19 protein-coding genes are annotated in these 21025 nt (G+C 45.7%); 17 read left to right on the top strand and 2 right to left on the bottom strand.

Annotation, left to right across the window (positions count from 1 at the left end):
• Positions 1-54 precede the first annotated feature (54 nt).
• Together AC0J2X_RS03035 and AC0J2X_RS03030 are read right to left on the bottom strand one after the other, a co-directional pair.
• A complete protein-coding gene (locus tag AC0J2X_RS03035; RefSeq protein ID WP_061485038.1) occupies positions 55-1029 on the bottom strand; it encodes a D-Ala-D-Ala carboxypeptidase family metallohydrolase in 975 nt (324 codons plus the stop codon).
• The gene (locus AC0J2X_RS03030; RefSeq protein ID WP_014975911.1) at positions 1022-2629 is read right to left on the bottom strand and encodes a L,D-transpeptidase family protein; all 1608 of its coding nucleotides are present in this window, start codon (positions 2627-2629) and stop codon (positions 1022-1024) included. Before AC0J2X_RS03030 ends, AC0J2X_RS03035 begins: the two co-directional genes overlap by 8 nt.
• 242 nt (positions 2630-2871) lie before the next feature.
• Between AC0J2X_RS03030 and flhA the strand changes: the two genes are divergently transcribed.
• The 17 genes from flhA (at position 2872) to ppnP (ending at position 20969) form a co-directional block, all read left to right on the top strand.
• The gene (gene flhA, locus AC0J2X_RS03025) at positions 2872-4971 is read left to right on the top strand and encodes a flagellar biosynthesis protein FlhA (RefSeq protein WP_039224872.1); all 2100 of its coding nucleotides are present in this window, start codon (positions 2872-2874) and stop codon (positions 4969-4971) included.
• Positions 4972-5000: 29 nt separating this feature from the next.
• Positions 5001-6410, top strand: coding sequence for a flagellar biosynthesis protein FlhF (flhF, locus tag AC0J2X_RS03020; protein ID WP_061485040.1), 1410 nt, complete (start codon positions 5001-5003; stop codon positions 6408-6410).
• Positions 6411-6415: 5 nt separating this feature from the next.
• On the top strand, positions 6416-7282 hold the full coding sequence (locus AC0J2X_RS03015; RefSeq protein WP_014948648.1) for a MinD/ParA family protein: 867 nt from the start codon (positions 6416-6418) through the stop codon (positions 7280-7282).
• Complete coding sequence (locus AC0J2X_RS03010; protein ID WP_014948649.1) at positions 7279-8010, top strand: RNA polymerase sigma factor FliA; 732 nt, start codon at positions 7279-7281, stop codon at positions 8008-8010. The genes AC0J2X_RS03015 and AC0J2X_RS03010 overlap by 4 nt, the downstream gene beginning before the upstream one ends.
• Positions 8011-8046: 36 nt before the next feature.
• Positions 8047-8430: a chemotaxis response regulator CheY gene (gene cheY / locus AC0J2X_RS03005; protein WP_012517682.1), complete on the top strand. Its 384-nt coding sequence runs from the start codon at positions 8047-8049 to the stop codon at positions 8428-8430.
• 34 nt (positions 8431-8464) lie between these two features.
• Complete coding sequence (locus AC0J2X_RS03000) at positions 8465-9220, top strand: protein phosphatase CheZ (RefSeq protein ID WP_014948650.1); 756 nt, start codon at positions 8465-8467, stop codon at positions 9218-9220.
• A gap of 12 nt (positions 9221-9232) precedes the next feature.
• Positions 9233-11467, top strand: a complete 2235-nt coding sequence (locus tag AC0J2X_RS02995) for a chemotaxis protein CheA (protein WP_039224875.1) — start codon at positions 9233-9235, stop codon at positions 11465-11467.
• A gap of 28 nt (positions 11468-11495) precedes the next feature.
• Positions 11496-12626, top strand: a complete 1131-nt coding sequence (locus AC0J2X_RS02990) for a protein-glutamate methylesterase/protein-glutamine glutaminase (protein WP_014948651.1) — start codon at positions 11496-11498, stop codon at positions 12624-12626.
• A 28-nt stretch (positions 12627-12654) separates the two neighbouring features.
• Entirely contained in the window at positions 12655-13419 is a 765-nt protein-coding gene (locus tag AC0J2X_RS02985; protein WP_014948652.1) for a ParA family protein, read from the top strand.
• A gap of 7 nt (positions 13420-13426) precedes the next feature.
• On the top strand, positions 13427-14233 hold the full coding sequence (locus AC0J2X_RS02980; RefSeq protein ID WP_239244412.1) for a chemotaxis protein CheW: 807 nt from the start codon (positions 13427-13429) through the stop codon (positions 14231-14233).
• 17 nt (positions 14234-14250) lie between these two features.
• The gene (locus AC0J2X_RS02975) at positions 14251-14742 is read left to right on the top strand and encodes a chemotaxis protein CheW (RefSeq protein WP_014948654.1); all 492 of its coding nucleotides are present in this window, start codon (positions 14251-14253) and stop codon (positions 14740-14742) included.
• Positions 14743-14801: 59 nt separating this feature from the next.
• Positions 14802-15236, top strand: coding sequence for a DUF2802 domain-containing protein (locus AC0J2X_RS02970; protein ID WP_014948655.1), 435 nt, complete (start codon positions 14802-14804; stop codon positions 15234-15236).
• 111 nt (positions 15237-15347) lie between these two features.
• Positions 15348-16286: a homoserine O-acetyltransferase MetA gene (metA, locus tag AC0J2X_RS02965; RefSeq protein ID WP_039224879.1), complete on the top strand. Its 939-nt coding sequence runs from the start codon at positions 15348-15350 to the stop codon at positions 16284-16286.
• A gap of 3 nt (positions 16287-16289) precedes the next feature.
• Positions 16290-17357 (top strand): homocysteine S-methyltransferase family protein, encoded by a 1068-nt coding sequence (locus tag AC0J2X_RS02960; protein WP_239244414.1) that lies wholly within the window; start codon positions 16290-16292, stop codon positions 17355-17357.
• 9 nt (positions 17358-17366) lie between these two features.
• On the top strand, positions 17367-19991 hold the full coding sequence (metH, locus tag AC0J2X_RS02955) for a methionine synthase (RefSeq protein ID WP_342340312.1): 2625 nt from the start codon (positions 17367-17369) through the stop codon (positions 19989-19991).
• 23 nt (positions 19992-20014) lie between these two features.
• Positions 20015-20605 (top strand): DUF938 domain-containing protein, encoded by a 591-nt coding sequence (locus AC0J2X_RS02950; RefSeq protein WP_049588026.1) that lies wholly within the window; start codon positions 20015-20017, stop codon positions 20603-20605.
• A 79-nt stretch (positions 20606-20684) separates the two neighbouring features.
• Positions 20685-20969 (top strand): pyrimidine/purine nucleoside phosphorylase, encoded by a 285-nt coding sequence (ppnP, locus tag AC0J2X_RS02945; protein ID WP_014948660.1) that lies wholly within the window; start codon positions 20685-20687, stop codon positions 20967-20969.
• Positions 20970-21025 lie beyond the last annotated feature (56 nt).

Raw genomic sequence — 21025 nt, 5'->3', positions numbered from 1 at the left:
AATAAAGTGGGCAGTTTCATTCGGTACTGCCTAACGTTTACGTAAAATGCAGCGTTACCAGCGAGCTAAGGTTCCTCTCACATCAACATGAACGAAAGGCCCGTGCGCCGCATTAGCACCGTAAATACCAAGCCCACCGATTCTTGGGCCGAAAGCGCCTTGTTTAGACATATTTGAGATAAAGTTGGCTAGCCATACCGCATCTTCGCGGTTTACCACACCGTCTTTATTGAGGTCATCCATCACCCCATCTTTCGGTGACTGATCGATATAGAAATCCGCTGCGCCACCCCAAACGTGACGGCTGTACTGAACATTGCCAATAGCTTTGTTGTAGAACGGAGTGCGATATCCACTCATTATGGTTAAGCCTTCAACAGCATGCCCTTCGTCATTTAAGGTGTGCAGTATTTTTTCCAGTTTCAACAAAAGGCCTGCTCGCAAATGTACATATTTGGGAAATCCTTGTTGCTGCTTGGATAGAAATTGACCTAGGGTGAAATTGGGCGACAACCTTACGTCCGTTTGTTCTGGCGATACTTCAATAAGTCCTGATGGGGGTAAATAAATGGGATTGTTTTTTAAAGGCTTATCAGGATATTTACCAATTGTGTAGCCGTTTAACTTACCTGTTTTGTCTACCTTTTCCAAAGATGTCATCACAAAGACGTTGAGCGTCGCAGTTTCTCCTGACTGCGCGTTGGTGGTTTTAAGTACATAGTGCCCTGATTTCTTAGGTGCCATTATTGGCGCTTTCCCCACAACCCCGCTAACTATTGGAAGGTTCGAACTCGTCTTTAGTGCCTCACCGTTCGCATGGTGAAATTGAAAGTTCCCAGTATGGCTTTTGTTGTCAAACTCAACAGTGAACGTTTTATTCGGCATTACGAAAATAGAGAAAATAGGGTAGGGGACCGTATTTCCATTAATAGCAAGCTTAGAGTTGAGCATGTCATTGTCAAAGGAGAACGCATCACTGGCGCGCACTACAGTTAAAAGAGCAATCAGCACTAACAAACACTTACGCACGTTTAAACTCCTTCAATTTCTCAATAATATGGCTGTCCCGATTGTATGCATCGCGGCGAAATACAATGGTTCCTGCTTCATCTGCAAACGCTGTGAAGTACACAATAAGAACAGGTATAGGTTTCTTCAAATATAGTGTACTGGTCTCTTCACTTTGAAGTAATTGCTCAGCTTGCGGTATTGCCTCTGTCTGGCCTGAATGAGTGAGTACCCATTGAGACAGCTTCAAAGGGTTAGAGACTCTGATGCAGCCAGAGCTGAAGTTCCTTTCTAATTTCGAAAAAAGGCTGTGATCGGGCGTGTCGTGAAGATAAATGGCATGCTTATTTGGAAGCATGAATTTCACTTTACCAAGGGCATTGTGCGGACCGGGCTTTTGTCTGAGTGTATAGTGAAATGTACCACGGCTAACATTTGTCCAATCAAACTCATCGACAGGGCTGAAGCCGCTGACACCGGCGGGCTGGGCTTCGTAACCTTGCTCAACCAATAAAGAAGGATTGGTTTTTAATTTCGCCAGCTTGTCTTTAGTGGCTATACTGAAAGGCACGGTCCAGTAGGGGTTAAACACCATATACTTCATTGATTCAGCGAAAACGGGCGTTTGCCTCACTGGTGTACCGACAATCACAGGCATTCCCAATGTTTCCTCACCTTCAGTAAATCCTCTCAACTGAAACGAAGCAATGTTAACGCGTAAATATGTTGACCAAGTTTGATGAGGGAGCCAGCGCCAACGCTCTAAGTTTGCATCAATTCTTTCTAACCAAGAAAACGTGGTGGCATTTAATGCTTCTAAAGTGGAACTTCCCACGATACCATCTGGCTCTAAGCCCGCAGACATTTGAAACTGCTTAACCGCGTCCAGTAAATCTTTATCGAATAACTCTGAATAGGTGCCTGGCCCTAAAAGACGAGACTTCAGCAACACAACTCTTTCGCTCGTTGAGTTCAGCTTAAGTGTTGGGCCAACTGGAATTTGTGTGGTAACTGTAGAAACTGCCGTGAGTAAACTACGCTTTTTTTCTAACAGTAACTGGTATTCATGGTGTGATGGCCACATGGCCCGCAATGTTGCAGAAACACCGTTAGTTAATGCGTGATTTAGCGATGCCACAGGATCCGCTTCTCTTTGCTTAAGGAACCACTGCGAATCTGCATTGGCGGGGCTAACAAGCCCATTTAATCGATGCAGAGTTTGACTGATGAAGGCATCGGTTGCTAATACATCTAAGAGTGCTGTATTGGCGTCGCGACTTTCGAGCATTGATGCGTGGTAATACTCGGGCGAGAAGCCATGTAACTCTGAATCAGCAATTTCATGGAGGAGTTCCTGAAGACGGTTTTCAGCATCACTAGTACCAAACCATATAAGCTGATAGCCCTGTTGAGTGTAGACCTCGCTTACCAAAACTCTATTGTGCACACGAGATGGGTTACTATTTTGTGAACCGTATATCTCCACTGAATCAACTAGCAAATTCTCCACACGCTGTCGTAAGTTAGGTTGTTTAGATGCATGAGCTACATGACTAAAAGTCAGCATGATGACAAGGCTGACCCAACAAAACGTTGCAACACGATTTTGTAGTACTACCATGAATAATCCTTTTAAAACGAAGAGTAGGCCCTAGGAATAGTGACGTAATTATAAACTGTTCGTATGTCCCTCGGATACAAAATCTTAATCGCTCTATACAAGTCACTGTAGACAGTAATCACGCATGATTACAGCTCAGATTTGGATAACTTTTGCGTAAAACACAAAGCTGGCACGTTAGTTGAAAACTCACTAGAAGATTCACATAAAGCGTCAATTTTCTGATAGAGAGACACCAAGCCATGCAGTTATCCGGTTATCTTCAGCGATTCGATAAAAATCAGCTGCAAAATTTTACCAGTGGTTTAGGCGCACCCATCGTCCTTTTGGCAATTATGGGCATGGTTATATTGCCTATGCCGCCATTCTTACTGGACGTGCTGTTTAGCTTTAATATTGCGTTGTCGCTAGTCATTATCTTGGTGGCTGTACTTACCCAGCGTCCAGTAGATTTCGGCATTTTCCCCTTGGTGTTACTTATCGCTACCGTTTTGAGACTAGCGCTTAACGTGGCTTCTACTCGCGTTGTTTTACTTTACGGACATGAAGGCGGCGATGCAGCAGGTAAAGTTATCGAAGCCTTCGGTGAGGTCGTGATTGGTGGTAACTACGCCGTAGGTATTGTTGTTTTCGCCATTCTTCTTATTATCAACTTCAAAGTTGTAACCGCAGGCGCAGGACGTATTTCAGAAGTAAGCGCTCGCTTTACGTTAGATGCTATGCCCGGTAAGCAAATGGCCATAGATGCTGATTTAAATGCAGGGTATATAGATCAAGACCAAGCACGTAAACGCCGTGAAGAGATTACCGCAGAAGCGGATTTTTACGGGTCGATGGACGGTGCGTCAAAATTTGTAAAGGGTGATGCGGTCGCAGGCCTTTTCATCATGCTGATTAATATTGTCGGTGGTCTTTTTATTGGCATGATTCAGCACGGGCTTTCATTCGGTAACGCTATAGAAATCTACACCATATTGACCATCGGTGATGGTTTGGTGGCGCAAATTCCTTCATTGTTACTTTCGGTCGCTACAGCCATTATCGTTACTCGTGAAAACGAGACCCAGGAAATGGGCAAAGAAATCCGCGGTCAGCTTGGTAATAATCAAGCCCTCTATATAGCCTCGGGGGTTCTATTTGTGATGGGTATCATTCCTGGGATGCCTCATATCGCATTCTTAGGGTTCTCATTCTTGATTGCAGGCTTTGCTTACTGGCAGTCGGTCCAAGAAAAGAGAAAGGCCGCAGAGCCCAAAGTGCCAGACAATGTGGTAAAAGATGAATCGGTTGCGCCTGAAGTGAAAGAGCTTGGCTGGGATGATGTTCAGCAGGTAGATACCATCGGATTGGAAGTGGGCTATCGCTTAATTCCTCTTGTCGATAAATCCCAAGGTGGCGAGTTGTTGACGCGCATTAAAGGCGTACGTAAGAAACTATCGCAAGAACTGGGTTTCCTTATTCCGCCTGTCCACATTCGCGATAACTTGGATTTAGAGCCCAACACTTACACCATCGCTATGCTAGGCGTAACGATAGGCGATTCCATCATCAGTCACGATGAAGAACTTGCTATTAATCCAGGGCAAGTGTTCGGTAAATTAGAAGGGCGTGCCACTAAAGACCCCGCGTTCGGCTTGGACGCAGTATGGATTAAGCCCAATAAACGGGAGCATGCACAAACCCTTGGGTACACAGTAGTAGACGCTGCGACCGTTGTAGCGACCCATTTAAGCCAATTACTCTCTAACAATGCATATCAATTATTAGGGCACGAGGAAGCTCAACAACTTCTTGATATGCTTGCCAAGCAGCATCCGAAACTGGTTGAAGGATTAGTACCAGACATTCTTCCGCTAAGCACCGTCGTGAAAGTACTGCAAACCTTATTGTTTGAAGGCGTGCCTATTCGCGATATGCGTACAATCGTTCAAACACTCAGTGAGTACGGCACGCGCAGCCAAGACCCCGATGTTTTAGTGTCTGCAGTGCGTATTGCCCTTAAACGTTTAATTGTCCAAGAAATTACTCAAGGTGCAAAAGAGATACCTGTCATAACCTTGGCGCCAGAGTTGGAACAGATGTTGCACCAGTCACTTCAAGCAGGTGGCGAAGATGGCGCTGGCATAGAACCAGGTCTGGCAGACAAGCTGCAAAAATCATTGCAGCAAGCCAGTCAGCAGCAAGAGTTAGAAGGAGAGCCTGCAGTACTCCTTACCTCAGGCATGCTACGACCCGTTCTGTCTCGCTTCTTAAAATATTCGGTTGTTGGGCTTCATGTTCTGTCTTACCAAGAAGTGCCTGACGACAAACAAATAAAAATAGTCAGTTCGGTCGGTCAATAATCTGACACTGGGTGATTGGAGAGGTTGCAATGAAAATTAGACGTTTCTTCGGCAAAGATATGCGTGAGGCGTTAAGCCAAGTTAAAGCTGAATTGGGCAGTGACGCTGTGATCATGTCAAATCGCAAAGTCGCTGACGGTATTGAGCTTGTCGCAGCCTACGACAAAGAACCTGAAGCGAAGTTGTTTACGCCGAAAGCGTCTCCACAAGCAGCTGCAAAAACACCTGGCCAAAAGGCAGTGCCTAGCTTGAGCGAAATCATTGGTGACGACGGTCCTGATAGCCTTAAAGCACTGCTAGAAAAGCAGCACGGTGGAAATAATGGCGTAGCGAGTCCCGCGCAACCTAACCAACCAATGACAGCAAATGCTAAGCACGCCAATGAAATTGCTTCGCACTTAGACTTCTCAGAAGCCTTTATTGACGACGTAGAAGCCCAGCAGTCTTCTCATGAACCAGTTCGTCAGAACGCTTTCCCAGAGCATCAAGCGTCGAGTATGGATGATACCGCTGTGACGCAGTCAGCGGAGCTTGCGCAAATCAAGGAAGAGCTAGCGTCTCTTCGCGATGTATTGCAATATCAAGTGGCCGACTTGATGGAAGCTAAAAACAAACGTCAAAAACCTGTTCATCAATATCTAATCACCCGTTTAACCGATATGGGGTTAAGCAACGCGTTAGCGAAACAGCTTATTAGCTATACGCCGTCACATTACAACGAACGAGATGCATGGGTATATCTTCTTAACCTATTGGCTAATCGCATAAATGTGACAGGAAACGATATACTTAGCGCACAAGGTGCTGTTGCATTAGTAGGACCAACAGGTACCGGTAAAACAACTACCGTTGCGAAACTTGCTGCCCGCTATGCGCAAAAATACGGTGCAGAGTCGGTTGCGATGATTACCATCGATACGTATAGAATTGCCGCCTATGAGCAGCTAGCGACATACGGAAAGATTATTGGCTGCACGGTGAGAAAAGCGCAGACTAGTGAAGAACTTGCGGATTTATTATTCCAACTTCGTCATAAGCGACTAGTATTGATTGATACGGCTGGATTTAGTCAAAGAGATAGTCGATTAATTAAACAAATTAAGCAGTTTGATAACGGACAAATGCCAAATGTTAAAAAATATTTGGTAGCGCAAGCAAATACGCAATATCCTGCTTTGCAGAGAATCATTCAAGCGTATGATGATATTGAACTAAGTGGCTGTATTTTCACAAAGTTAGATGAGTGCTACTCTTTAGGAGAGGTGCTTAGTGCAGCGGTTGAATACCAATTACCGGTTAGTTATGTCACCGATGGTCAAAAAGTACCTGAAGACATTAAGATTGCAGAAGCGAAATCTTTGGTTTCCGCTGCTGCAAAGCTTTATAAAAAGTACGGTTTGAATCATACTAGTGGTAACAACGCAATTAAAACAGCATAAGCAGTATGATTGACGACCAAGCGAGTAGCTTAAGAAAAATGAAGCAATCACGGTTAATCAAAGTAATCGCCGTCACCGGTGGCAAAGGTGGCGTAGGTAAAACAAACATTACATTGAACACCGCTATCGCCATGGCGAAGCAAGGTAAACGTGTAATGGTTCTCGATGCGGACCTCGGTCTTGCTAACGTAGACGTTATGTTAGGTTTGCGTGTTGAGAAAAACTTATCCCACGTGCTTTCCGGCGAATGTACACTTGATGAAGTATTAGTGACCGGTCCGCACGGAATAAAGATTGCCCCTGCCACATCAGGCACGCAGTCGATGGCAGAATTGTCGCCAACGCAACACGCTGGCCTAATTCGTGCCTTTAGTGAGCTGCGCTCGCAAATTGACGTGCTTATCGTTGATACAGCGGCAGGTATTTCAGACATGGTGTTGAGCTTTTCAAAAGCCTCACAAGACATCATGGTCGTTGTGTGTGACGAGCCTACTTCATTGACAGATGCGTATGCATTGATAAAAATTCTGAATAGAGAGCACGGTGTTTTCCGCTTCAAAGTTGTGGCTAATATGGTGCGCGACGTGCGAGAAGGCCAAGAGCTATTTAGTAAATTGAGCAAAGTGACAGGGCGTTTTTTAGATGTTGCACTAGAATTAGTGGCGACAGTACCGTTTGACGAGAACATTCGTAAAGCAGTGCGTAAACAAACAGCCATTGTCGATGCTTACCCAGGTTCACCGGCAGCCGTTGCAATAACACAGTTGGCGAGTAAAGCCTTAACATGGCCTATTCCAGCGCAGCCAGGTGGCCATTTAGAGTTTTTCATTGAACAATTAGTTGCAGAAAAAGCCGTAGGAAGTCAGCGTTGAACAGCAAGGCAGCCGCTTATCAACAACAAACCGATAAAGCGCAGTTAGTCGAAAGACATGCGCCATTGGTTAAGCGTATAGCGCATCACTTGATAGCGCGATTGCCGGCTAGTGTTCTTGTAGACGATTTAATTCAATCAGGCATGATTGGATTATTAGAAGCCGCGCGAAACTTTGATGGTTCAAAAGGAGCCAGCTTTGAAACGTTTGCCGGTATTCGCATTCGCGGTGCTATGCTAGATGAAATTCGCAAAGGGGATTGGACACCGCGTTCAGTCCACCGAAATGGTCGAGCGATCACTGAAGCAATTTCGCAAGTAGAAAGCGAAACAGGCCGCGATGCTAGAGATTCTGATATTGCTGATAAGCTTAATGTAAGCTTGCAGGACTATCACCAAATGCTTAATGAAGTAAATGCCGGAAAGCTGGTAGGTATTGAAGATTTAGGTGTGTCAGAAGATGTTATTTCGACAGAGCAAAATCGAGGTAGCGACGCACCACTGGAAGATTTGATGCAAGGCGCTTTCCAAAAAGCGCTTGCCCATGCAATTACGACATTACCTGAAAGAGAAGCGATTGTACTTTCGCTGTATTATGATGAAGAGCTGAACCTAAGAGAAATTGGTGAGGTTCTTGATGTAAGTGAATCGAGAGTCAGTCAAATTCACAGTCAGGCCATGTTAAAACTCAAATCACGAATGAAGTCGTGGCAAGCTGACGAAGAATAGAAATTAATAACAATTAACCCCTCACTGGAGGCTATTTTGGACAAAAGCATGAAAATTCTCGTGGTCGATGATTTTTCTACCATGAGACGTATCATCAAAAACCTACTTAAAGATTTGGGTTTTTCCAACATCCAGGAAGCGGATGACGGAAGTACTGCATTGCCTATGTTGCAGCAAGGTGATTTCGATTTCGTAGTTACCGATTGGAACATGCCTGGAATGCAGGGTATTGACTTGCTTCGCGCGATTAGAGCCGATGACAAGCTCAAGCACCTACCAGTACTTATGGTTACTGCTGAAGCGAAGAAAGAGCAAATTGTTGCCGCCGCGCAAGCAGGTGTTAACGGCTACGTTGTTAAGCCGTTCACTGCAGCAACACTTAAAGAAAAATTAGATAAAATATTCGAACGTTTAGGTTGATCCAGACGCTCACCAGAGAAATGAGGTTTACTGGATGTCAACGAATGTAAACGTTCCAATTTCGTTGGAAGAAGCAAAACAGCTCGTCACCTACCTCGAAGAGGGTGACAACGCTTCAGCCAATGCCCTATTAGAAGCGGCCTCAATGAAAGAAAACGTTGAGTTATTTGCCGAAGTAGGGAAACTGACGCGTCAGCTTCATGACGCGCTGAATAATTTCCAAATAGACGACCGCATTAAAAATCTCGCGACCGATGATATTCCCGATGCACAATCCCGCCTAACCTACGTAATTGAAGAAACTGAAAAAGCTGCTAATACTACTATGGATGCCGTTGAAGCGAGCATGCCTATAGCTGAAATGCTGTCGGCGCGCATCGAAAAGGTTATGCCTGAGTGGAAGAAGCTGATGAATCGCCAAATAGAGTTGGGTGAATTCAAGGCTTTATGCGCAGACTTAGACGAATTGTTGGAAGAAGGTTCGGCACAGTCAGCTAAACTTACACAGTTACTTACAGAAGTATTGATGGCTCAAGGTTATCAAGACTTAACTGGTCAGGTTATTCGCCGCGTTATCGACTTGGTTAAAGAAGTGGAAGACAGCTTAGTTAACATGCTTACCATGTTTGGTGAACGCGACGGTGCAGAACAAACTAAACCATCCAGCGTTAAGGCCGATAAGGTTGATGGTGTAGAGGCAGAAGGCCCTATCATTGATGCCGATAAGCGCGACGACGTCGTGTCAGGCCAAGATGATGTAGATGATCTTCTGTCTAGCTTAGGTTTTTAGGGGAGCGGGCGCATGTCGTTTGATGTTGACGAGGATATATTACAGGACTTTCTAGTTGAGGCTGGAGAGATACTTGAACAATTACAAGAACAGCTCGTTGATCTTGAGAACAATCCTGAAGATGCGGATTTGCTGAATGCAATTTTCCGTGGTTATCACACAGTTAAAGGGGGAGCAGGGTTCCTGTCTCTTACCGAGTTAGTAGAAATTTGTCACGGTGCGGAAAACGTCTTTGACGTAATGCGTAACGGTCAACGAACACTAACCCCTGAACTGATGGATATTATTCTGCAAGCCACAGATGTGGTGGTTGAAATGTTTGAACGAGTGAAAGCTCGGGATCCATTAGAGCCAGCAGATGCACACCTAGTAGACTTGTTACACAAACTAAGTCGCCCGGAATCTCCAGATGAGAATATTTTTGGTGAACAAAGCGCGCCGGCGTCAGAACCTGAACCCGCGATTGAAGAGCCAGAATTAGTTGTTGAAGAGCCTACTGCACAGGCCCCAAGTTCTGGTGATAGCGGCGGTATTGACGAAATCACTGAAGATGAGTTTGAAGCGCTGCTTGATGAGCTTCATGGCTCTGGGGCACCAGGACAGTCCTCAGCGGCTAAAAGCGAACCTGCAAAGGCTGCTGCACCTGCTGCCGCTAGTGATAACGACGATATCACCGACGAAGAATTTGAAGCGCTGCTCGATGATTTACATGGCAAAGGCAAGTTTGGTGGTGAAGAAGCTGCGCCAAAGGCAAATACACCAGCTCCAGCACCAGTTACGCCGAGTGCAGCTGGTGATGAAGAAATCACCGATGACGAATTTGAAGCACTGCTTGACCAACTGCATGGCTCAGGGCAAGGGCCTACCAAGCAGGGAGCCGTTTCAAAGGCGCCAGAGCCTCCTGTAGATAAGGCAGCAACAGAAGCGGTTCAAAAAGCGAAACAAGCAGCGCCAGCTGCGCCAAAAGCGACGCCTGCTCCTAGCGCCGCAGCGCCAGCTAAAGCAAGCGCGCCTGCTGCACCAAAAGCAGCGCCTAAAAAAGATGAGAAGAAGGCGGCACCAGCTGCGCCTCCTGCTGAGACTACAGTACGTGTAGATACCAAGCGCCTTGACCAAATTATGAACATGGTGGGTGAACTCGTACTAGTGAGGAACAGGCTAATAAGCTTGGGTATCAACAGTAACGACGAAAGCATGTCCAAAGCCATTGCCAACTTAGATGTGGTAACGGGCGACTTGCAAGGTGCGGTAATGAAAACCCGCATGCAACCTATCAAGAAGGTGTTTGGTCGTTTCCCTCGCGTTGTTCGAGACCTCGCTAGAAGCTTGAAAAAAGAAATAACCCTTGAGCTTGTGGGTGAGGAAACTGATTTAGACAAAAACCTGGTTGAAGCACTGGCCGATCCACTTGTGCATTTGGTGAGAAACTCCGTCGACCATGGTATTGAAATGCCTGATGATCGTGCTGCAGCGGGTAAACCGCGCATGGGTACGGTTCAGCTATCGGCATCTCAAGAAGGCGATCATATTCTTCTAACCATCGAAGATGATGGTAAAGGAATGGATCCTGAAAAGCTTAAAGAAATTGCTATTAGTCGCGGTGTACTAGACGCAGACGCAGCTGCACGGATGTCGGATGTTGAAGCGTTTAACTTGATATTCGCGCCAGGGTTCTCAACCAAAACAGAAATTAGTGATATTTCTGGCCGCGGTGTGGGCATGGACGTGGTTAAGACCAAAATTAACCAACTTAACGGCACCGTGAACATTGATTCACAGCTGGGAAAAGGCACGCGACTGGATATCAAAGTTCCGCTAACGCTAGCCATTCTTCCGACGCTAATGATTGTTGTAGGAAAACAAACCTTTGCGTTACCATTAGGTGCGGTGAACGAAATAATAAATATGGACATCAAAAAGACCAACACGGTCGATGGCCAGCTAACAATGATAGTTCGTTCAAAAGCAATTCCGTTGTTCTTCCTTGGTGAATGGTTGATTCGAGGTCCCAAAAACATCGATAGAGAAAAGGGACACGTTGTTGTAGTGCAAATTGGTACACAACAAGTAGGATTCGTAGTAGACGCGCTAATAGGCCAAGAAGAAGTGGTTATTAAACCTCTTGATGCATTATTGCAAGGCACGCCTGGTATGGCGGGAGCCACGATTACATCAGACGGTGGAATTGCACTAATTTTAGATATTCCGAGCCTGCTTAAACGGTATGCGCGTAAACCCATCAAGTAAGGCGATGAATTAACAGGAATAATAATCCATGGTCTTTAAAGTCCTTGTCGTGGACGACTCGACTTTTTATCGTCGTCGAGTAAAAGAAATACTCGATGGCGATAGGGAACTTGAAGTTGTTGGGGAAGCGAGAAATGGGCGCGATGCACTTGAAAAAGCAGAAGCGCTTAAGCCGGATGTGATAACGATGGATGTTGAAATGCCTGTCATGGACGGCATTTCAGCTGTAAAGGCCATAATGGACAAACGGCCTACACCTATTCTTATGTTTTCTTCGCTTACGCATCATGGTGCGCAAGCGACATTAGATGCGTTAGAAGCGGGCGCGCTCGATTTCTTACCGAAGAAATTTGAAGATATCGCGCAGGACAGAAAAGACGCATCGCGCTTGTTGTGTACAAAAGTACGCTTAATAGCGCGTCGTGGTATTGGTCTTAAGCGTCCGTCGTTTCGCTCTACAGAGGCAAGAAAGCTTCCTGATAATGCGCCAAAGCAGGCGTTTTTTAAAACATCAGGGTTGCTATCAGGGCATAAAGACGCAGCCAAACAACCAACCGTTTCGTCTGTAAGAGCGACGGGAAAGCACTACAAGTGTTTGGCAATTGGGGCTTCTACAGGCGGGCCTGTGGCGCTTCAAAAAGTGCTGTCTCCTTTACCTGCAGAGTTTCCATACCCCATTTTGCTTGTACAACACATGCCAGGAACATTTACTACGGCATTTGCACAGCGTTTAGACACAAACTGTAAGATTAGAGTAAAAGAAGCCGAGCACGGCGACATTCTAAAACCAGGTCATGCGTATCTTGCTCCCGGTGGGAAGCAAATGTTGCTAGAAACCATAGGTGCGAATAAACGCATTGCCATTGTTGATGCAAGTGCGAGTGACAAGGTGAATTATAAGCCCAGTGTTGATCTCACTTTCAGTTCTCTGGCTAAAGCTTATGGTGGGGATGTATTAGGAATTATATTAACGGGTATGGGGGCTGACGGCAGAGAAGGATGCCGAATGCTCAAGGAAAAAGGCGCAACGATTTGGGCTCAAGACCAAGATTCCTGTGTTGTGTATGGTATGCCTCAAGCTGTAGCCGTTGCCAATATATCCAGTAAAAATATAAACATTGATGATATGAGCAGTTGCGTTCAAACCGAAATGCGATAGCAGTTTGAACAGTAATGGAACAGCAAATATGAAAGTGTGGACAGTAGCGAATCAGAAAGGTGGTGTAGGAAAGACTACCACTACGGTGAGCCTTGGCGGCTTGCTTGCACAGCAAGGCAAGCGAGTGCTCATGATTGATACTGATCCACATGCATCGCTGAGTTATTACTTCGGTATCGATGCAGAAGCGTCAAGTCATTCAGTTTACGATATTTTTATTAAGTCTAATGACATTACGGCCGATAATGTTATGGATTGTCTTTGCCCGACAAAGTTAGACAACTTATATGTGCTTCCTGCAACAATGGCGCTCGCGACCTTAGATAGAACGATGGGTAGCGAACAAGGTATGGGCTTAGTCCTAAAAAAAGCGTTGGCAAAAATCGCAGGGGAATTCGATGTTGCTATCATCGATTGCCCTCCAGTGCTTGGGGTGCTGATGGTTAACGCTCTTGCAGCGTGTGACAAGGTTATTGTGCCTACCCAAACGGAGTATCTGGCGCTTAAAGGGCTAGACAGAATGATTCGTACCATGGAAATTATGGGACGTTCGTTGGACAAATCCTTTGATACTGTGATTATTCCAACTATGTTTGATAAGCGCACTAACGCGGCGCTTGCATCGCGAAAGCGCTTAATGAATGACTATGGTGAGCGCGTGTGGGAAGGGGTTATTCCCGTCGACACGCACTTCAGGGATGCAAGTTTAGTACAGCTTCCCATTTCCGCAGCGTACCCCAAAACACGTGGTGTGTCTGCGTACGAGAAACTATTAGCGGTATTGGAGAAATAACGAGAACATGAGCAAGCAATCGCCTTTTGCCCGTGAAGAAGTGATGGAGGCATACCTTGATAGCCTCCTCAAAGAGCCAGAAGCACCGGAAGATGTGACTGCGCGCACGGCAAAATTGCTCGAGCAGGCTTCTCAGCAGATGGCTGAAACGGCGCTTGCTTCTACCGCCAATGAAAGTGAGCCGCAATCGAATGAACAAGAAGCGATAGCGGAAAAGGTTACATCGTTAATTGAAACGCAAAAAGCAGAGACAATTGAAGATGAACAGCAACAGTCTCACGCAGAAACTTTAGTAGAAAATGAACAAGAAACTGCGTTAAACCGCGCTGAAAAAACAAAAGTTCCACTAAAGGATACTCTCGGTTTTCGCTTTCAGGCGCTATTCTTTGAGGTTGCAGGGTTAACACTTGCGGTGCCTTTGACGTCGCTAGGTGGGATCCACCAAATTGAGAAGATTGGCCCTTTATTTGGAAAACCTGATTGGTTTATGGGTGTAATGTTGCACAGAGAGTCTAAACTAAGTGTTGTTGACTCTGCAAAATGGGTAATGCCAGAAAAATATGACGAAAACCTCGCACAATCGCTTAACTACCGATATCTTATAATGTTAGGGGAAAGTGCGTGGGGTCTGGCTAGTGAAAAGCTAGTCAATACGGTCAATTTGACTACCGATGATGTTAAATGGCGCGAGTCCACAGGTAAGCGTCCCTGGTTAGCAGGGATGGTTAAAGAAAAAATGTGCGCGTTAATTGACGTTGAAGAATTAATATCTATGCTTAACAAAGGCTTAGGCAGTAACGACCAGACGCCATAGTATTGGGAGCCAGGTTCATGAGCGACGAAAGAATAAATAATAACGCCACCGACAGCAACGACGAAGTCCTTCAATGGGTAACGTATCGCTTAGGTGAAGAAACTTACGGTATCAACGTGATGCAAGTTCAAGAGGTCTTGCGTTATACCGAAATAGCCCCTGTACCCGGTGCACCTGACTATGTACTTGGTATTATCAATCTGCGTGGTAACGTAGTAACGGTTATCGATACACGTGCTCGTTTCGGATTACCGCCAACAGAAATTACTGACAATACCCGTATCGTTATTATTGAGTCTGACGAGCAGGTGGTTGGTATTCTGGTGGATAGTGTCGCTGAGGTGGTTTACTTGAAATCTTCAGAGATTGACAGTGCCCCTAACGTAGGTACTGAAGAGAGTGCTAAGTTTATCCAAGGTGTAAGTAACCGCGACGGCGAACTGCTTATTCTTGTAGATCTTAATAAATTGTTAAGCGACGAAGAGTGGGATGAGCTTAGCAACATCTAAATAAATGAATAGGCGGTATTGTTTATAATACTGCCTACATTTCCCCAAGGGTTATGTCCATGGATTGGCAGCTTGCTGCACCTACCTTATTAGAACTCATACTGTGTATTCTTGTAGTTATACTCATTGCCGCGATGGGTGTGCTGTATTCACACATTAAGCAGTTGCGTTCTGCATTAAGCGAAAGCGAACATGCTAACGCAGAGGCTATTGCCCGCACTGAAGCCCTTGCTAAAAATGCAAATAATCAACAAACTGAGGCGCAAGCACGCACCTTGGTGATCACTCGACACCTTCAAGAGTTAGACGAAAAGCAAACTGATATTGAAAACCAGCTTCGAGAACTCAAGCTTCAAGATCCTTCCCTACGCCTATATCAGCGTGCGGCGGACTTAGTCAAGCAAGGCGCTAGCATTGATGAAATTATTGAAGCCTGCGACATTCCTCGTGCCGAAGCTGAGATGTTGGTAATGGTGCATAAACAAAATAATTAGTATTTTTGAGCACCAGAGAAAAAAACGTTTAGACGTCTAGACGTAAAGATGTTGACATATCGCCAGTTATAGACACAATACAGATATTGTAATTTATCACTGGAGCCCTCTATGCCAATTCGTATTCCTGAGCAGTTACCCGCGCAGAATGTACTACTAGGTGAAAATATTTTTACCATGGACATGGACAGGGCTGCCAATCAGGATATTCGTCCTCTTGAAGTCGGTATTCTTAATTTAATGCCGAACAAGATAGAAACAGAGGTACAGTTACTTCGCCTGTTATCGAACACGCCACTGCAAATAAACGTGGATTTAATTCGAATTGATAATCAAGCGCCGAAGAATACCCCCCAATCGCACATGGATGCTTTCTATCACGACTTTTCAGCGGTAGCGAATAAGAAATACGATGGCCTCATTGTCACCGGTGCGCCTCTCGCGCTTATCGATTATGAGGAAGTAAAGTACTGGGAAACCATGACCACCATATTGGAGTGGGCGCAGCGTCACGTAAACTCAACCCTTTACTTATGTTGGGCTGCTCACGCCGCCATGTATCACTTTTACGGCATTACACGAGAGCTTAGAGACGAAAAGTTTTCAGGTGTCTTTAAACATAAAGTGAATGACCCGAACAATGAGCTATTAAGAGGCTTTGATCCTTCTTTTTACGCACCACATTCCCGTTATGGGCATATTAACACCTCGTTGTATAACAGCGTCGATGGACTTAGTGTTGTTGCAGAGTCTGACGATGTAGGCGCTTATATTGTGGCGTCAGAAGATAAGCGCATGGTATTTGTAACGGGTCACCCAGAATACGATCCAGATACACTTAAAGACGAGTATTTTCGAGATATCGCCGCGGGACAAACGCCAGTAATTCCAAAAAACTATTTTGAAGGGGATGATCCAGCCAAGTCTCCTATTGTACAGTGGCGCTCACACGGCAGCCTATTGTTTACAAACTGGCTGAATTATTATGTCTATCAGACCACGCCTTACGATTTAAGTCAGCTTGCTGAAAAGTCACAGCCAAAGAGGTAGCACGTGAGCCAAAGACCAAATTCTAGCGCGCAGACAACGCTTACAGAAGCCGCTAAAAAGCGCATCCTTATATTAGACGGCGCCATGGGCACCATGATCCAGCGCCATAAGTTAGAAGAAGAAGATTATCGCGGAACACAGTTTGCCAACTGGCACTGCGATGTTAAGGGTAACAACGATTTGTTGGTTCTTACTCAGCCCGATATCATCTATCAAATTCACTGTGATTACTTTGAAGCTGGCGCGGACATTATTGAAACGAATACGTTTAATGCTACGACTATCGCTATGGCCGATTACGATATGCAGGCTCAATCCCGTGATATTAATTTAGCTGCAGCTAAATTGGCGCGTAAAGCTGCCGATGAGTTCACAGCAAAGACACCCGACAAACCCCGTTTCGTGGCGGGCGTACTTGGACCAACAAACCGCACTGCTTCAATTTCGCCTGACGTTAACGACCCAGGCAAACGCAATGTTACTTTTGACGAACTCGTGGAAGCGTATAGCGAGTCTACCGAAGCGCTCATTGAAGGCGGTGCAGATTTAATCATGCTCGAAACCATCTTCGATACACTTAATGCGAAAGCGGCAGCCTATGCGGTAGAGTCGGTTTTTGAAAAGCTGGGTATATCGCTGCCCGTTATGGTGTCTGGCACGATTACCGATGCCTCAGGGCGCACGCTGTCTGGTCAAACCGCGGAAGCGTTTTATTATTCCATGCGACACATCAGTCCATTCTCATTCGGCTTAAACTGTGCTCTTGGGCCAGACTTACTGCGCCAATACGTGGATGAAGTGGCTACTGTTAGTGAGTGCTTAATTTCAGCGCACCCTAACGCTGGTTTACCCAACGAGTTTGGTGAATACGACATGGAAGGCCCTGAAATGGCCGAGCACATCAAAGAATGGGCGCAGTCAGGGCTAGTGAATATCGTAGGTGGCTGCTGCGGCAGTACGCCAGAACACATTCGCGATATTGCTAACGCGGTCAATGGAATTGCGCCAAGAAAAGTGCCACAGTTTGAACCCAAAATGCGTTTGTCAGGCCTAGAGCCGTTTGTACACTAGGAGGGCATTATGAGCGCAGAATTTTCTACATTTATTAATATCGGTGAGCGTACCAACGTAACAGGCTCCGCTCGCTTTAAACGACTTATTCTTGAAGGTGATTTTGAAACTGCACTTGATGTCGCAAGGCAACAAGTAGAGAACGGCGCGCAGATCATCGATATCAATATGGATGAGGCCATGCTTGATTCTAAGCAGGCCATGATCACCTTTTTGAATCTAATCGCCTCTGAGCCTGATATTAGCCGCGTACCTATTATGATCGATTCGTCTAAATGGGATGTTATCGAAGCAGGACTTAAGTGTGTACAGGGCAAAGCGATTGTTAACTCTATCAGCTTAAAAGAAGGGGAAGCGCTCTTCTTAAACCAAGCCAAGCTAATAAAGCGTTATGGTGCAGCAACCGTAGTGATGGCGTTTGACGAAACCGGTCAGGCTGACACGCAGGCTCGAAAAGTAGAAATTTGTCAGCGCAGCTACAAGCTGCTGACAGAAGAAGTCGGCTTTCCACCTGAAGATATTATTTTTGACCCCAATATTTTTGCAGTAGCGACGGGTATTGAGGAGCACGATAACTACGCGGTTGATTTTATTGAAGCTACCCGTGAGATACGTAAAACCTGCCCGTACTCTCATATTTCAGGCGGTCTTTCTAATATTTCATTCTCGTTCAGAGGTAACAACCCGGTACGTGAAGCTATGCACTCGGTATTCCTATATCACGCTATTCGCGCGGGTATGGATATGGCCATTGTGAATGCAGGTCAGCTAGAGGTATATGACGAAATACCGGCTGAACTTCGAGATGCGGTTGAAGACGTGATTTTAAACCGCAGAAGTGATGCCACTGAACGCTTACTCGATATTGCACCGAACTATCAAGGCGATGGAAAGGCTGCCGCAAAAGAAGATTTATCCTGGCGCGAACAAGAGGTTAATAAGCGCTTAGAGCACGCCCTAGTTAAAGGGATAACCGACTACATCATTGATGACACCGAAGAAGCGCGTCAACAAGCTGAGCGCCCACTACACGTTATTGAAGGGCCATTAATGGATGGCATGAACGTGGTAGGGGATTTATTCGGTGAAGGTAAGATGTTCCTTCCTCAGGTGGTAAAGTCGGCTCGCGTTATGAAAAAAGCGGTAGCCCATTTACAGCCATACATTGAAGAAGAAAAGTCAGACGACGCTAAAAGTAACGGCAAAATCCTATTAGCCACGGTAAAGGGCGATGTTCACGATATCGGTAAAAATATTGTTGGCGTGGTACTTCAGTGTAATAACTTTGAAGTGATTGATCTTGGCGTAATGGTGCCAGCGGCGACAATCTTACAAACCGCTAAAGATGAAAACGTTGATATGATAGGCCTGTCGGGCCTTATTACACCTTCACTAGATGAAATGGTTCACGTTGCCAAAGAAATGGAGCGTCAGGGCTTTGATATCCCGCTGCTTATTGGTGGGGCGACTACGTCTAAAGCGCACACTGCGGTAAAAATTGAACAAAACTACCATGCGCCTGTAGCCTATGTTCCAAATGCTAGTAGAGCAGTAGGCGTATGTCAGCGCCTTCTAAACAAAACGTCCCGCGATATTTACGCGCAGGAATTGGCAAAAGAATACGATACGGTACGTGAACAGCACGCCCGCAAAAAGCCGCGCAGCAAGCCGGTGACATTAGCTCAAGCCAGAGAAAACGCTTTTAAGCCAGATTTTACGACTTTACCAGTAAAACCTGCGAGCCTGGGTGTAACACCGGTAACCGCCGATTTGGCTACGCTGCGCAACTACATTGATTGGACGCCATTTTTCTTAACCTGGTCTTTGGCAGGCAAGTACCCACGTATACTTGAAGATGAGGTGGTGGGAGAGCAGGCACAGTCATTGTTTAACGACGCCAACGCCATGCTGGATAAAATTATCGAAGAGAACAGCCTTCAGGCGAAAGGCGTTATCGGCTTGTTTCCTGCCAACCGCGTTAATGACGATGTTGAAATTTATACAGATGAGTCGAGAAACCAGATTCAAGGTGTTGCCCATCACTTGCGTCAGCAAACCCTAAAAGACAAATTCGCTAATTATTGTTTAGCAGACTTTGTAGCTGAAAAGTCGAGTGGCATAAATGATTATGTGGGCGCTTTTGCCGTCACCGGTGGTATAGGTGAAGACGAGCTTGCTGATAGCTATATTCAGACTGGCGATGACTACAACGGCATTATGGTTAAAGCGGTGGCAGACAGGCTTGCCGAAGCGTTTGCGGAATATCTGCACGAGCAAGTGCGTAAGCATTACTGGGGTTACGCCGCTGAAGAATCACTAAGTAACGAAGAACTTATTCGCGAAAAATACCAAGGCATTCGACCGGCACCAGGCTACGCCGCGTGTCCCGAGCATACTGAAAAGCAGCTTATTTGGGATTTATTGTCAGCAGAGCAGCATACAGGTATGAAGCTTACAGAAAGTTACGCCATGTGGCCGGGGGCGTCAGTATCGGGGTGGTATTTTGCTCACCCTGATGCCAAATACTTTGCTGTCGCCAAAATTCAAGCCGACCAAGTAGAGGATTACGCCACACGTAAAGGCTGGACCTTGGAAGAAGCTGAAAAGTGGTTAGGTCCAAACTTAAGTGATTAATGCTGATTAGGCAGGTAACGTGTATGCAAATCGAAAAGCCTTTTAGTCAGGCTTGTGAGAACAACAAGCGCGCCATTTTGAGCGTGCTTGAACGTAAATTTGCCAATTGCCGACAGGTATTAGAGATAGGGAGTGGAACAGGTCAGCACGCCGTATTTTTGGCTGAGCATTTGCCCCATCTTATTTGGCACACAAGCGATCAACCACACTATCACGAAGGTATTGCCGCGTGGCTGAGTGATTCAAATACGCGGAATGTGAAACCTCCCATAGCATTTACCGTTGGGCAAGATGACTTTCCCAACCTCGACATAGACGGGATTTTTACGGCAAACACCGCGCATATCATGCAAAAAGAAGAGGCGAAGCTACTAATGGAATCAGTAGCGTTGCACTTACCCAAAGGGGGCGTATTCTGTCAGTATGGCCCTTTTACACATAGTGGTAAGTTTACTTCTGAAAGTAACCAAGCCTTCCATACTTCGCTTTTAGCGCGTGGTTATGGTGGCTACCGCGATATCAATGAGCTTACTGCTTGGGCAGGCGAGTTAAGCTTGCAAGAAATAATCGACATGCCCGCCAATAACCATATGCTTATTTGGCAAAAACGCTAAAGAAGTATCAAGGCTGCAGCACTTTGCTTTAAAAACAGTTAAAGCAAAGAAAGTCAGCACTCACATCAAAGGAGTAACTATGAGCTTTAAAGTAAACCATTATTTCGACAATAAAGTGAGCTCGATTGGGTTTGAATCTGCAAACGGCCCCTGCACCTCGGGCGTGATGTCGCCGGGTGAATATACATTTTCTACATCACAAAAAGAGCTAATGAAAGTGGTTGAAGGTGAGCTAGTTGTGAAGCTTCCGGGAAGTGACGAATGGCAATCATTTGCTACAGGCACCAGCTTTAATGTACCCGCCGATGCTTCTTTTGACGTAAAAGTGTCTACGCCTACCGCTTATCTTTGCTTTTACAGCTAATTCTTAAAAGCGTTTAATTCACTCTGTATTTAAACTTTCGTAGAATTGACTTTCAG

The organism is Alteromonas sp. R7, assembly GCF_055755235.1.
This window is presented reverse-complemented; position numbering and strand designations above follow the sequence as displayed.